Genomic DNA, 13,679 nt, shown 5'->3' on the forward strand with positions numbered 1-13,679 from the left:
CCGATGGCGGTGCCGGGGCGGGTCGGGGTGCCCGACCTGCGGATGCCGGTGCTCGGCCTCGCGGCATGGGCGGGCGGCCTGGTCGGGGTGCTGCGTCCCACCTGGGTGCCCGTGGTGGCGACGACGGGAGCCCTGATCGTGGGGCTGATGGCCTGGCGAAGGTCCCGGGCCGTGCGCAGCTGGCTCGCCGTGACCCTCGTCCTCGTGGCCGTGGCGGGACTGGCGGTGGTCCGGGGTGAACGGGTCGGCGGCGGTCCCGTGGCCGCCCTCGCCGAGGAGGGCGCGGTCGTGGCGGCCACGATCCGGGTGACCGCCGACCCGCGCGAGAAGGCCGGCCGCTTCGCGCCGTACGTCGTGGCGCGCGGGCGGGTGACCGAGCTGACCGGTCGCGGCCGCAGCTGGCGCGTGGACAGCCCGGTGGTCGTCATCGGCGACGCGCAGTGGGCCGGGCTGGCGCTCGGCTCGACGGTGCGGACGACCGGCCGGCTCGCTCCCGCTGACGGCGACGCGGCCGCCGTGGTCTCCGCACGCGGCTCGCCTGCGGTCGTGGGGCGGCCGGACGTGTGGTGGCGCGGCGCCGGGGCGGTGCGGGCCTCGATGAGGGACGCCGTCGAGCCCCGCTCGGCCGAGGCGCAGGCGCTGGTGCCCGCCCTGGTGGTCGGCGACGACGCGCGCGTCGACGACGCCCTGGCCGCCGACTTCCGCACCACCGGGCTGACGCACCTCCTCGCGGTGAGCGGCACCAACCTGACGCTGCTGGTCGGGTTCGTGGTGCTGTTCGCCCGGTGGGTGGGCGTGCGTGGCCGCTGGATCCAGCTGGTGGCGGCGCTCGGCATCGTGGGCTTTGTGCTCCTCGCGCGCACCGAGCCGAGCGTGCTGAGGGCAGCGGTGATGGGGGCGGTGGGCCTGGTCGCGATGGGCTCCAACGGTCGCGAGCAGGGGTCACGGGCCCTGGGCGTGGCCGTCGTCCTCCTTCTGCTCGTCGACCCGTGGCTGGCGACGACGGCGGGCTTCGCCCTGTCGGTGCTCGCCACCGCCGGGATCCTCTTCCTCGCGCCGGGGTGGCGTGATGCCCTGTCGTGCTGGCTGCCGCGGTGGCTCGCGGCCGCGATCGCCATCCCGGCCGCCGCCCAGGCAGCCTGCACTCCGGTCGTGGCGGCGCTGTCGGGGCAGGTCAGCCTGGTGGCCGTGCTGGCCAACCTGCTGGCCGCTCCGGCCATCGGGCCGGCCACGGTGCTCGGTCTGGCGGGTGGTCTGCTGGCCCTCGTCTGGCTGCCGCTGGGCCAGGTCGTCGCCGCACCGGCTGCATGGTGCGTCGGCTGGATCGTGGTGGTGGCCCGCCGTGGGGCGGCGCTCCCGACCGCGGCCCTCGACTGGGGCGCAGGCCCCTGGGCGCTCGTCCTGCTCACGGTCCTCACGGTGGTCGTCGTGGCGCTGGCGCCACGGCTGCTGCGCTCACCGGTGTCGGGCATCGGGTGCTGCCTGCTCCTCGTCGTGACGGTGGTGACCCGGCCGCCCACGCCCGGGTGGCCGCCGGACGGCTGGGTCGTCGCCGCGTGCGACGTCGGGCAGGGCGATGCCCTGCTGCTCCGTGCCGGACCGGGGTCGGCGGTGGTCGTCGACGCCGGTCCGGATCCCGTCGCGGTCGACCGGTGCCTGCACCGGTTCGACGTCGACTCGGTGCCCCTGGTCGTGCTCACCCACTTCCACGCCGACCATGTCGACGGGCTCGGAGGCGTGCTGCGCGGACGGTCGGTGGGCGAGGTGGTCGTGACCTCGCTGGCCGACCCGCCCGAGGCCGTGGCGGCCGTACGTCGGCTGGCGGAGGGGCGCGGCATCGAGCCCGCCGTGACGGCGTACGACCGGGGGTGGCGGGTGGGCGACGTCCGCCTTCAGGCGGTCTGGCCGGTGCCCGGCCCGCCCCCGAGCGGCCCCAACGACGCCAGCGTGGTGATGGTCGCCGAGGTCGCCGGAGTGCGGGTGCTGCTCACCGGGGACGTCGAGCCGGAGGCCCAGCGCCGCTTGGCGGGGACTCTCGCGGGGTTGCGTGTCGACGTGCTCAAGGTGCCGCACCACGGCAGTCGCTACCAGGACCTCTCGTTCCTCGAAGGGCTCCGCGCCCGGGTCGCGCTGGTGTCGGTGGGCGTCGACAACGACTACGGCCATCCGGCGGCCCAGACGCTGGAGGCCCTGGCGGACGCGGGTGCCCGCGTGCTGCGCACCGACCTCGACGGTGACCTCGTGGTGACCGTGCGCGACGGCCGCCTGGGCACCCTCACCGACCACTGACCCGGCGGTCGAGTGTCCGCGCTGTGTGGCAGGGTTGGCCCACCATGGCAGGTCACGGTCCCAGCGCATCCCAGGTCCTCGGTCGCGTCACTCTCGTGACGGGCAAGGAGGAGTACCTCAGCGCGCGCACCGTCGCGGCCGTCCGGCACGCGATCCGCGCGCACGACCCCGAGGCCGAGGTGGCCGATTCGCCCGCCGGTGACCTCACCCCGGCCGCGCTCGCGGACATGTCCTCACCGTCCCTGTTCTCGTCCACCCGCTGCGTCGTGGTGACCGCGCTGGAGGATGCCTCCGACGAGGTCGCCGACGGGCTGGTCGACTATGCCGCGGCGCCGGTCGAGGAGGTCGCGCTCGTGCTGGTGCACTCCGGCGGCGCCAAGGGCAGCGGGGTGCTGACGAGGCTGCGCAAGCTCGCGGCGGTGACCGAGGTGAAGTCGGCCGAGGTCAAGTACGCCCGCGACTTCGTCTCCTTCGTGGCCGCCGAGTTCGCGGTGCAGGGTGCCCGCGCGACCCCGGAGGCCACCGACTTCCTCGTCCAGGCCGTCGGACAGGACCTGCGCTCACTGTCGGCCGCGGTCCACCAGCTCGGCAACGACTTCCCCGACCAGCAGATCGGCATCGACGAGGTGAAGCGCTACTTCGGCGGCCGAGCCGAGGCGAAGTCGTTCGCTGTCGCCGACCACGCGTTCGGGGGTCGCGCCGCCCCCGCGCTGGAGGAGCTGCGGTGGGCGCTGGACGGTGGCACCGCACCGGTGCTGGTGACCTCCGCGTTCGCCGGCGGCGCCCGCGGCATCGCCCGCTACCTCGGCGCTCCCCGCGGGCTGCGCGAGGCCGACCTGGCGCGTGAGCTGGGAGTGCCGCCGTGGAAGGTCAAGACGATCCGCGACCAGTCCCGGGGCTGGAGCGACGACGGCATCGGCGCGGCGGTGCAGGCGGTTGCCCGGGCCGACGCCGACATCAAGGGTGCGGCCCACGACGCGGCGTACACCCTGGAGCGGCTCGTGCTCACGGTCACCGGGCTGCGCAACCCGCGCTGAGCCGAAATGACGAACGCCGCCCGAGGGCGGCGTTCGTGCGGTGTTCGTGCGGTGTTCGTGAGGGAGGGTCAGCCTCAGAGAGAAGCGGTCTTCTTCGCGATGGCCGACTTGCGGTTCGCGGCCTGGTTCTTGTGGATGACGCCCTTGGAGGCGGCCTTGTCGAGCTTCTTGGCGGCCAGCCGACCCGCGGTCACGGCCGCTTCCTTGTCGCCGGACTCCGCGAGCTCGCGGAACTTGCGCACGGCTGACTTGAGCCCGGTCTTGACGGACTTGTTGCGCTCGTGGGCCGCCTCGTTCTGGCGGTTGCGCTTGATCTGGGACTTGATGTTCGCCACTGATGAGCCTTCGCTGGATCGGTCTGGTCAGGAGAAAGTCTGGCCGAGAGATGCTGGATGTCGGGCAGCCTGGAACACCGGAGAGACTGGCGCCTGACATGCGAGAACACACGCTACCAGCGGGGCGACGGGCCGCCCAAATCGTGTTCGGGCGGACGTCAGACTCCCCACCTCCGGGCCGCACCGGCCAGGAACCGCCGGGACTCGGTGATGCGGAACGCCTTGAGGGTCGGCAGGTTCACGTCGACGGCCGTGGTCGCCCGCCACGCGAGGAAGGTGCCGAAGCCGGCGAGCCAGGCGGTGACCGCCTCGTCATCCAGGGCCGTCAACGCGGGTGAGGTGGCGAGGCTGTCGTCGAACCACGGGTGCTCGACCCTCTCCACGCGCGCCAGCAGCGGGTCGGCCCAGCCGGGACCCCGGTGGGCCATGCCCCAGTCGACGAAGACGAGCGACGCGTCGGCGCGCTGGATGAGGTTGTCGTTGCGGATGTCCCAGTGCACCAGCCGTTCCATCGGCTCGGACCCGAGCGCCCGCACCGTGGTCGCGATGCTGGGAGCGGCCTCGCGCACCCAGCCCGGCACCAGCTCCTCGGGCACCTCCCCGACCCGGTCGACCGCGTCGGCCCAGACCTCGAACCTCTCGGCGAGGCTGCCGATCAGCGGCTCGTGCCCCGGCAGCCCACGCCGACCGAGCTCGGCGGTGAGCGCGTCGGTGGTCTCCAGCAGGCGGCCTATGGTGCTCTCGTCGGAGAGGTCGGGGTGGGTCCCCTCGACGTCCTCGAGGAGGAGCGCCACCCAGTAGCCGTCGTCGTGGGCGGCCAGGAGGGTCGCCCACAAGGGGTGCGACCCGAGCAGCTCCAGCACCGCACGCTCGCGGCGGAACAGGGTCGGGGTGTCAGGGTTGAGCTCGAGCCCGACCGCCTTGACGAAGGCGCGGCTGCCGTCCGCGCACCGCACCCGGGTGGCGCAGCCGGGCGACATGCCGCCGGTCTGCTCCGCGGTCTCGACCACGGGCGACCCGAGCGTCTCGGCGACCCACGCGCGGATCCGTTCCGGGATCGCGGAGTACGGCGCTCGCACGCCCACGGCGCGAGGTGCGCTCACACCCAGCCCCGTCGTTCGGCGAGCCAGCCCCAGCACGCCTCGCCGTACCACCGCTGGTGGTCGCGCAGATGCGGTGACGTGGGGGGCACCGGCTCGTCTGCCGAGGAGAGGAAGTAGCCGGCGGCCAGCGCGAGCAGCGCGTCGATGTGGTCTGCGGGGACGTCCCTGGTGAGGCGTCGCGAGGCGAGCAGCTTCTCGACGTCGAGGCCGTCGCCGCGCAGACCCATGAGCAGGAACACGGTGTCGAGCCAGTCGGCCCCCACGACCGGCCAGTTCCAGTCGCAGAGCAGCGCGACGCCGTCGGGACGGATGAGCACGTTGTCGTCGCGGACGTCGGTGTGGCTCAGGGTGTCTCCCACCACCGCCGCGGCGTACGACCCCGCCAGGGCCGCCGCCTCGTCGAGGTGCGGCAGGTCTTGACGGGTCGCGCGGACCCGCTCCCAGCGCGCCGGCCAGGACGCGAACTCGTCGACCGCGGTCTCGTCGCGCAGCGTCTCCGGCGCGGGCGTCAGCAGTTCTGCGCAGGTCTCCAGGGCATCGAGCGTGGCGTCGACCTCGTCGCTGCGCCACGGCCGGCGCGGAGCCCGCGCCTCGACGTACTCGAGCCCGAGCACCATCCAGTCGGAGTCGTGGCTCCAGAGCAGCGCGGGTGCGGGCACTGCGTCCGGCAGCGCTGAGCGCACCAGCGCCTCGCGGCGGTAGGACTCCGCGAACAGGCGCTGCGCCTTGCCCGACGCCGCCTTCACGAAGTGCCGCGAACCGTCCTCACAGGTCAGCACCGATGCGAAGCCCGGCGTGAATCCGCCACCCGCCGAGGCGGCGTCCACCACCGGAGACCCGCAGTGACGCTCGATCAGGTCGCGCACGTGCGGCAAGAGGAAGCGCCACTCCAGTCGTCGGGCCGTCCGGCCATGCGGGATGGGTGCGCTCATCCGCGCATCATTCCGGACGCCCCGGGGTCGGAGCCACCGGGTTGGAGTACGTCGGCAGGCCCGCGCCGTCGCCGGGTCCGGGTCGCGGCCGCGACGCCGACCATGGTCACGACCAGGCCGACGACCTGGCGCGGGCCGAGGGTCTCGTCGAGGATCAGCCAGGCGAGCACGGCCGTCACCGGGGGAGAGAGGAAGAACAGGCTGGCGGCGGCCCCTGAGCCGCCGCGCAGCACGAGCACCGCGAGCAGCACCAGCCCGGAGATCGAGTTCACGACGGCCATCCACAGCACCGCGACCGCGACCCTCGGCCCGTCGACGACGGGCCACAGCCCCTCGGTCACCCAGCCGATGACCATCAAGGGCGGCGCGGAGACGGCGAACTGCACCGTGGCCGACCACAGCAGGTCGGGCGTGCCGCCGATCCACCGCTGTCCCAGGGTGCCGAGGCTCAGGGTCAGCACGCTCAGGGCACCCAGCACCACCGCGAGGGCGCCACCCACGTGTCCCAGGTCGGCGCCGAGCACCACCAGCACCCCGGCCACCCCGGTCACGAAGCCGGCGACCTGCACCCACGACAGCCGCTCGTGCAGCACGAGGGCCGCCAGGATCGCGGTCAGGACGGGACTCAAGGCGTGGAACATCGAGCTGACGGTCGCGCCCAGGCCGAGGTCGAACGCGACGTACATCAGCCCGAACTGGAGCGCGTTCATCACGAGGCCCACGCCGGCGACCCGGCCGAGCATGCGCCGGGACATCCGGAACGGCCGCCTCAGGGCGAGCGCCAGGAGGCACCCCACTACTGCCGCCAGGCTCAGCCGCCACCCCAGCACGGTGAACGGCGCGGCCGCGTGGACCGCGGCGGGCCCGGCGATGTAGCCGGATGACCAGACCAGGACGAACGCCGTAGCGGGCACCCAGGGCAGATGCAGCGGGGGAGGCGTCTGCGTGGCCGGCTCAGTCATCGCCGGGCACGCTACCGGGACGACGCAGCGTTTCCGCACGGCCATGTCGTCCGTGGAACAATGACGGTTCCCGCAGAACCCCTTCACGGAAGTACGACGTGCCCCTACACAAATCTGGGACCCCTGCTCCGCTTCCCGGCCACACCGATCCCGCGATCATCAGGAACTTCTGCATCATCGCGCACATCGACCACGGCAAGTCCACGCTCGCCGACCGGATGCTGCAGCTCACCGGGGTCGTCGACGAGCGCGCCGCCCGCGCGCAGTACCTCGACCGGATGGACATCGAGCGCGAGCGCGGCATCACCATCAAGAGCCAGGCCGTGCGGATGCCGTGGACGGTCCCGGCGGGCAACGACCAGGACGCCGAGCCCGGCACCTACGTGCTGAACATGATCGACACCCCGGGCCACGTCGACTTCACCTACGAGGTGTCGCGCTCGCTCGAGGCGTGCGAGACGGCCGTGCTGCTCGTCGACGCCGCGCAGGGCATCGAGGCCCAGACGCTGGCCAACCTGTATCTCGCCCTGGGTGCCGACCTCCACATCATCCCGGTGCTCAACAAGATCGACCTGCCCAACGCGCAGCCGGAGAAGTACGCCGCGGAGCTCGCCGGCATCATCGGGTGCGACCCCTCCGACGTGCTCCGGACCTCCGCCAAGACCGGACTGGGTGTCGAGGCGCTGCTCAACGAGATCGTCAGGCAGACGCCGGCCCCGACCGGCGACGCCGATGCCCCGCCGCGCGCACTGATCTTCGACTCGGTCTACGACACCTACCGCGGCGTGGTGACCTACGTGCGGGTCGTCGACGGCAAGCTCAGCCACCGCGACCGCATCAAGATGATGTCCAACGGCGTCGTGCACGAGATGCTCGAGGTCGGCGTGATCAGCCCCGAGCCGATGAAGTCGAGCGACCTCGGCGTCGGCGAGGTGGGCTACCTCATCACCGGGGTGAAGGACGTCCGCCAGTCCCGGGTCGGCGACACCGTCACCAGCCAGCACCACGGAGCCACCGAGCCGCTGGGCGGCTACAAGCACCCCAACCCGATGGTCTTCGCCGGGCTGTACCCCATCGACGGCGACGACTATCCGACCCTGCGCGACGCCCTGGAGCGCCTGCAGCTCAACGACGCGGCCCTGGCCTACGAGCCCGAGACCTCCGGCGCGCTCGGGTTCGGCTTCCGGTGCGGCTTCCTCGGCCTGCTGCACATGGAGATCGTGCGCGAGCGGCTCGAGCGCGAGTTCAACCTGGACCTGATCTCGACGGCCCCCAACGTGATCTACCAGGTCGCGATGGAGGACGGCACCGTCATCGAGTGCACGAACCCCAGCGAGTATCCCGACGGCGGCCGGATCGCGGAGGTCCGCGAGCCCGTCGTGCGCGCGACGATCCTCTCGCCGTCCGACTACATCGGCACGATCATGGAGCTCTGCCAGACCAAGCGCGGCAACCTCCAGGGCATGGACTACCTCTCCGAGGACCGGGTCGAGATGCGCTACACCCTGCCGATGGGCGAGATCGTCTTCGACTTCTTCGACCAGCTGAAGTCGCGCACCAAGGGCTACGCCTCGCTCGACTACGAGCGCTCCGGTGACCAGGCGGCCGACCTGGTGAAGGTCGACATCCTCCTCCAGGGCGAGCCGGTGGACGCCTTCTCGGCCATCGTGCACCGGGACGCGGCGTACTCCTACGGGGTGATGCTCGCCAGCAAGCTCAAGGAGCTCATCCCGCGCCAGCAGTTCGAGGTGCCGATCCAGGCCGCCATCGGCGCCCGCGTGATCGCGCGCGAGAACATCCGCGCCATTCGCAAGGACGTGCTCGCCAAGTGCTACGGCGGCGACATCACCCGCAAGCGCAAGCTGCTGGAGAAGCAGAAGGAGGGCAAGAAGCGGATGAAGATGGTCGGCCGCGTCGAGGTCCCCCAGGAGGCGTTCATCGCTGCGCTGTCGACCGGCCAGACGGCGGAGAAGACGAAGAAGTAGCCCACGCGGCGCGCAGCTCGTCGTAGAGCCGGCGGTCGTGGCGCCAGCGCGACCGCGACGTGGTCAGCGTCAGCCGCACGGCCCCTGCCTGGACGACGCGGACCCGGCGCGGCTTCCGGGTCGCTCCCAGCAGCACGTCGTAGTCGAGCTGGCGGGCGCTGGTGCGACGCAGGCGGCGTACGTCGTCGCGCGCAGCCAGCGACCGGTAGGCGGCGGTGAGCCCGCGGACCGGCCGGACCGCCACCTTGATGGCGCGCGTCCGGAAGTCGCCGCTGCCGAGGATCAGGTAGCAGGTGCCCGGGTACGAGTCGACCCAGCGCACCTCGCGGTCGAGGGGGTAGCGGACCGTCAGGTCACTCCGGGCGCAGCTGCTCTCCCGGGTCGCGTCGATGCCGACACCGGCGGTGGCGGTGGCGTAGACGTCCTCGACCTCGCCCCAGTGGTCGTCGGTCACGTCCCAGCGGAGACGCACGCCCTCGGCCTGGACGTAGTGGACGTCGGTCGGGGAGCCGTCGGCGTACGCCTCGTAGGAGAGCGTCTCGCCCACGCGGGCGCCGTAGGCCGGCACGTCGGCGGCGTAGACGACGTCGGAGATCGAGTCGTCGCCGCCTTCGTCGACCCGGGGGTCGATGTACGTCTCTTCGTAAGTGCGCAGCGACATGCCGACCGCCGGCTCCACGTAGACCCACTCGTCGAAGCCCCCGCCCTGCGCCTCGCAGCCCTCGCGGGTCGCCGACATCGGACCGAACCGGGCCGGTAGGGCGATCCGCAGGGTGCGGTCGGGACCGCGTCTGGACAGCCACGGGCACAGGTGCACCACCCAGCCCGCAGGGACCGGGGACGCGGACGCGGCCCACAGCGGTGGCACCACCGGCGCGGACTGCGAAACCGACTCGGCGGCACCGGCAGCGGGCATGAGGAGAAGGCCGGCAAGGGCTGCGCCGAGAAGCTTTCGCATCTCCTCATCATGCCCCGACGCTGCCATCATGGGCCCATGTCCGATGTCCGTGACCCCCGAGTCGACCACTACATCGCCGGCCTGCCGCCGTGGCAGCAGGACCTCTGCGAGCGGCTGCGCGAGATCGTGCACGCTGCGGATCCGGAGATGGAGGAGACCATCAAGCGCACGGTGCAGCCCTACTTCGTCCTCCAGGGCAACGTCTGCGCGCTGCTCGCCGCGAAGGACCACGTGAACCTCTTCGTGTACGACGGCGGCATCGTGCCCGACCCCGACGGGCTGATCACCTCCGGCCACGGCAACGCCACCGGCCGCTGCATCGCCTTCCGCGAGGACGACCCGGTCGACGAGGTGGCGCTGACGGGCTTCCTGCGCCGACTGATCGCGGACAACCGGGCAGGTGGCTGGCGCACGATCAAGAAGCGCGGTTGAGGGACCACCCCGGGTCGCGCCCCAGCCGCGCCAGCAGCCGGTCCTGGGCAGACGCGTCGTCGCCGATGCGCACCTCGGGCCCACACACCCCCTCGGAGTGCAGAGCGTCGCCCCAGCCGTCGGCGGTCGCGTGGAGCCGGGCGATCTCGTCCTCGCCGATGCTCCACTCCTGCCCGGTCGCCCGGGCGATGTCCCACCCGTGGATCACCAGGTCCCAGCCGTAGAAGTCGGCCATCGTGTCGGCCACGGTCGTCGGGCCGAAGTAGCCGTCGTACGCCGTCTCGGCCACTCCGTCGCGGGTGAGCACGTCGACCACCGCGTCGGCGTGCGCGCGCCAGGCCTTGGCCGGGTCGGTGCCGTCGGGGGCCGGGCCGAGGTCGAGGGCGCGCGTCTCGAAGAAGTCCCGCTCGGTGCCGATCGCATGGGAGACGACGTCGCGCACGGTCCATCCCTCGCACGGGGTGGGGGAGTCCCACTGAGCGTCGGCCGAGTCGACGATCTCTGCGAAGCGGCTGGCGCGGTCATGGAATCGCTGGGCTGTGGGGTTCATGCGGACGAGGCTAGGAGCGGGGGTGTCGGCGGCTCTTGTGATAATCCGACACATGCGCGAGAACGAGCCTCCACCCAGGTTCGATGCCCGCCCCGTCGACCCGGTGGACCGCGCCCACCTGACCGGCACCACCCGCCCGTCCCCGCCGATCTTCCGCTACTCACCCACTCCGACTCTCGCGCCACTCGTCGAGCGGTTCTGGATCCCGGTCTGGTCCGTCGAGGAGCCACAGACCCAGAGCACCCTGCAGCACCCGGTCTGCCTGGTGGTCATCAGCGACACCTATGCGCGCTTCTACGGTGTGGTCCGCGGTCTCTCGTCGGTCACCCTCGAGGGCACCGGCTGGGCGGTCGGCACCATGCTGACCCCCGCGGCCGGCCGGTTGCTGCTGGGGCGCTCGGTGGCCACGGTCACCGGTCGGTGGCTCGACGTCGGCGAGGTGCCGGGGCTCGACGCGACGCGCCTGGTCGGCGAGGTCCGCGACGCGATGTCATCCGATCCGGCCGACCCGCGTGCCCACGCGGCCGCGATGGCGCAGGTGGAGGGCCGGCTCGAGCCGCTGCTGCCGCTGGACGAGCAGGGTGAGCTCATCAACCGCGTGGTGGCCTGGCTGGTCGACCACCCCGAGGTCACCCGGGTCGACGAGCTGGCCGCCGAGTTCGCGATGACCGAGCGGAGCCTCCAGCGCCTGGTGGAGCAGCGCGTCGGCCTGTCCCCGAAGTGGCTCATCCAGCGCCGTCGTCTCCACGACGCGGTCGAGCGGCTCAAGGCGGGGGAGACGTCGCTCGCCGACATCGCGGTCGAGCTGGGCTACGCCGACCAGGCCCACTTCACGCACGACTTCCGCACCGTGAGCGGCATGACTCCTGGCGAGTTCCTCGCCGACCAGCCGGCTCGGTCGACTCAGTAGGCTCGCGGCCAGGGAGGTGGCAGATGGCCGCACGTCAGGTGCTCGGGCTCGTCCAGGCGGGTGGAGCCGGGTCTCGCATGGATGTGCTGACGCGCGAGCGGGCCAAGCCTGCCCTGCCGTACGCCGGCACGCACCGCCTCATCGACTTCGCGATCTCGAGCATGGTGCACTCCGAGATCCGTGACGTGTGGGTCAGCGTCGAGTACCAGGTCGCCTCGATCGACGAGTACCTCGCCGGCGGTCGCCCGTGGGACCTGGACGCCACCCGCGGGGGCTTCCGGCGCATCGTGCCGCAGACCGGCAGCGGGCCTGCCACCGAGGACGAGTTCGCCCACGGCAACGGCGACCTGCTGCTGCGGATGGCGCGCGACCTGGAGGCCTGGGGCGCACCCACGATCGTGGTGAGCAGCGCCGACCACGTCTTCGCCATGGACCTGGCTCCCGTGGTGGAGCGCCACCTCGCCTCCGGTGCCGTCGCCACCGTGCTCACCTGCGACGTGACCCGGCGCGAGGCCGCCGAGAACGTCACCATCACAACCGGCCGCGGCCGTCGGGTGACCGGGCTCGAGGTCAAGCCGTCGCGACCGTCGACCGGCACCGTCGCCACCGAGGTGTTCGTCTACCAGACCGAGCCGCTCCTCGAGACCCTGCGTGAGCTGCGCGCGGAGCTGTCCGGTGCGGCCGAGGGCTCCGACAGCGGGATCGGCGACTTCGGCGAGCACCTGCTGCCGCGGCTGATCGAGCGGGGCACCGTGCTCGCCGAGCCGATCGCGGGCTACTGGCGCGATGTCGGTCGTCCAGGGGCCTACCTGCAGGGTCACCGCGACCTGCTGGCGGGGAAGGTCGACGTCTACGACGACCCCGCGCGGCCGGTGATCTCGCACTGGAACGACCGGGAGGCCGCCCGGATCCGCCGGGGAGCGGTGATCGAGGACAGCCTGGTCTCGCCGGGTGCCGACGTGTCGGGCACCGTGGTCCGCAGCGTCCTCGGCCCCGGCGTGGTCGTCGAGGCCGGTGCGGTCGTCGAGGACGCCGTCCTCTTCGCCGACGTGCGAGTCGCCCGTGACGCCACCGTGACCACCGGGGTCCTGGACGACGACGTGGTGGTGGCCCGAGGTGCGCACGTCGGTGCCGCCCCGAGCCACCGGCTGGCCCGCGACGACGAGGTCGTCCTGGTCGGCAAGGGCTCGGTAATCGGGCCCGGTGCCACCCTGCCGGCGGGCGCCCGGGTCGAGCCCGGCTCGACGGTGTGACCGCCCCGCTCGTCGTACCCCACGGACTCGCCGCGCAGCGGAGCCTCGGAGAGCCCTGGGGGGCCTGGCTCGACGCGCTTCCGCGCCGCTACGCCGACGTCGGGGCGGAGTGGGAGCTGTTGCCCGACGGTGCCGTGATGCACGGCTTCTGCTCGGTGGTCGTGCCGGTGCGCACCCGGTCGGGTGGCCCTGCGGCGCTCAAGCTGAGCTTCGACGGTGACGACGAGTCGGCGTTCGAGCACCTCGCCCTCCAGCGTTGGGGAGGCGAGGGGGTCGTACGACTCCTGCGTGCCGATCCCTCCCGTCGGGCGATGCTGCTGGAGCGCCTCCACCGCGACGACCTCACCGCGCTCTGGGACCTCGAGGCCTGCGAGGTCGTGGCCGGCCTCTACCGGCGGATCCACGTGCCGGCTCTGCCGCAGCTGCGCACGGTCACGTCGTACGTCGAGCGCTGGGTCGCCGCGCTGGCCGCGATGCCCCGCGGCGCGCCGATCCCGCACCGGCTCGTGGAGCAGACCGTGTCGCTGGCCCGCGACCTGGTGGCCGACGAGGCCAGCACCGGCACGCTCGTGCACGGGGACCTGCACTACGAGAACGTGCTCGCCGGTGATCGCGAGCCGTGGCTGGTGATCGACCCGAAGCCGATGAGCGGCGACCCGCACTACGAGCCCGCGCCGATGCTGTGGAACCGCTTCGACGAGCTGGCGGGTGACATCCGCGAGGGAGTGCGCCGCCGGTTCCACACGCTGGTCGACGTCGCCGGCCTCGACGAGGACCGGGCCCGTGGCTGGGTGGTCGTCCGGATGGTCCTCAACGCCCACTGGGCCGTCGAGGACGCCCAGCGCGCCGGCCGTGACCTGACCGCCGACGAGCGCGAGTGGATCACCCGCTGCATCGCCATCACCAAGGCCGTGCAGGACTAGGGGCGCGGGC

13 protein-coding genes are annotated in these 13,679 nt (G+C 72.5%); 7 read left to right on the forward strand and 6 right to left on the reverse strand.

The window, feature by feature from the left end:
* Nucleotides 1-3: 3 nt before the first annotated feature.
* Complete coding sequence (locus ACP7BP_RS13780) at nucleotides 4-2,289, forward strand: ComEC/Rec2 family competence protein (RefSeq protein WP_426245290.1); 2,286 nt, start codon at nucleotides 4-6, stop codon at nucleotides 2,287-2,289.
* Between the two features lie 44 nt (nucleotides 2,290-2,333).
* Entirely contained in the window at nucleotides 2,334-3,326 is a 993-nt protein-coding gene (gene holA / locus ACP7BP_RS13785; RefSeq protein WP_426245291.1) for a DNA polymerase III subunit delta, read from the forward strand.
* Between the two features lie 74 nt (nucleotides 3,327-3,400).
* On the opposite strand, the gene rpsT is transcribed toward holA, so the two are convergent.
* The 4 genes from rpsT to ACP7BP_RS13805 all read right to left on the reverse strand — a co-directional run bounded on the left by rpsT (nucleotide 3,401) and on the right by ACP7BP_RS13805 (nucleotide 6,658).
* The gene (gene rpsT / locus ACP7BP_RS13790; protein WP_426245292.1) at nucleotides 3,401-3,661 is read right to left on the reverse strand and encodes a 30S ribosomal protein S20; all 261 of its coding nucleotides are present in this window, start codon (nucleotides 3,659-3,661) and stop codon (nucleotides 3,401-3,403) included.
* A 158-nt stretch (nucleotides 3,662-3,819) separates the two neighbouring features.
* Nucleotides 3,820-4,764 carry a hypothetical protein gene (locus ACP7BP_RS13795; protein ID WP_426245294.1) on the reverse strand — a complete coding sequence of 315 codons (945 nt, stop codon included), beginning with the start codon at nucleotides 4,762-4,764 and terminating at the stop codon, nucleotides 3,820-3,822.
* Nucleotides 4,761-5,696 carry a phosphotransferase family protein gene (locus ACP7BP_RS13800; protein ID WP_426245295.1) on the reverse strand — a complete coding sequence of 312 codons (936 nt, stop codon included), beginning with the start codon at nucleotides 5,694-5,696 and terminating at the stop codon, nucleotides 4,761-4,763. The genes ACP7BP_RS13795 and ACP7BP_RS13800 overlap by 4 nt, the downstream gene beginning before the upstream one ends.
* A complete protein-coding gene (locus ACP7BP_RS13805) occupies nucleotides 5,693-6,658 on the reverse strand; it encodes a DMT family transporter (RefSeq protein WP_426245297.1) in 966 nt (321 codons plus the stop codon). Before ACP7BP_RS13805 ends, ACP7BP_RS13800 begins: the two co-directional genes overlap by 4 nt.
* A gap of 98 nt (nucleotides 6,659-6,756) precedes the next feature.
* Here ACP7BP_RS13805 and lepA point away from each other — a divergent pair, with 98 nt between their 5' ends.
* Nucleotides 6,757-8,643, forward strand: coding sequence for a translation elongation factor 4 (lepA, locus tag ACP7BP_RS13810; protein WP_426245299.1), 1,887 nt, complete (start codon nucleotides 6,757-6,759; stop codon nucleotides 8,641-8,643).
* On the opposite strand, the gene ACP7BP_RS13815 is transcribed toward lepA, so the two are convergent.
* Nucleotides 8,594-9,601, reverse strand: a complete 1,008-nt coding sequence (locus ACP7BP_RS13815; protein ID WP_426245300.1) for a hypothetical protein — start codon at nucleotides 9,599-9,601, stop codon at nucleotides 8,594-8,596. The genes lepA and ACP7BP_RS13815 overlap by 50 nt on opposite strands.
* Before the next feature lie 36 nt (nucleotides 9,602-9,637).
* Here ACP7BP_RS13815 and ACP7BP_RS13820 point away from each other — a divergent pair, with 36 nt between their 5' ends.
* Entirely contained in the window at nucleotides 9,638-10,033 is a 396-nt protein-coding gene (locus ACP7BP_RS13820; RefSeq protein ID WP_426245302.1) for a DUF1801 domain-containing protein, read from the forward strand.
* On the opposite strand, the gene ACP7BP_RS13825 is transcribed toward ACP7BP_RS13820, so the two are convergent.
* On the reverse strand, nucleotides 10,017-10,583 hold the full coding sequence (locus tag ACP7BP_RS13825) for a TIGR03086 family metal-binding protein (protein WP_426245304.1): 567 nt from the start codon (nucleotides 10,581-10,583) through the stop codon (nucleotides 10,017-10,019). The genes ACP7BP_RS13820 and ACP7BP_RS13825 overlap by 17 nt on opposite strands.
* Before the next feature lie 52 nt (nucleotides 10,584-10,635).
* Here ACP7BP_RS13825 and ACP7BP_RS13830 point away from each other — a divergent pair, with 52 nt between their 5' ends.
* From ACP7BP_RS13830 to ACP7BP_RS13840, 3 genes are read left to right on the forward strand one after another with little or no spacing between them, the layout of a single operon-like run.
* The gene (locus tag ACP7BP_RS13830; protein WP_426245306.1) at nucleotides 10,636-11,493 is read left to right on the forward strand and encodes a helix-turn-helix domain-containing protein; all 858 of its coding nucleotides are present in this window, start codon (nucleotides 10,636-10,638) and stop codon (nucleotides 11,491-11,493) included.
* Nucleotides 11,494-11,516: 23 nt separating this feature from the next.
* Nucleotides 11,517-12,746: a glucose-1-phosphate adenylyltransferase family protein gene (locus tag ACP7BP_RS13835; RefSeq protein WP_426245308.1), complete on the forward strand. Its 1,230-nt coding sequence runs from the start codon at nucleotides 11,517-11,519 to the stop codon at nucleotides 12,744-12,746.
* Nucleotides 12,743-13,669: an aminoglycoside phosphotransferase family protein gene (locus tag ACP7BP_RS13840; RefSeq protein ID WP_426245309.1), complete on the forward strand. Its 927-nt coding sequence runs from the start codon at nucleotides 12,743-12,745 to the stop codon at nucleotides 13,667-13,669. Before ACP7BP_RS13835 ends, ACP7BP_RS13840 begins: the two co-directional genes overlap by 4 nt.
* Nucleotides 13,670-13,679 lie beyond the last annotated feature (10 nt).

The sequence above is a fragment of the Nocardioides sp. LHG3406-4 genome, from assembly GCF_049897745.1.
Lineage (GTDB): Bacteria > Actinomycetota > Actinomycetes > Propionibacteriales > Nocardioidaceae > Nocardioides.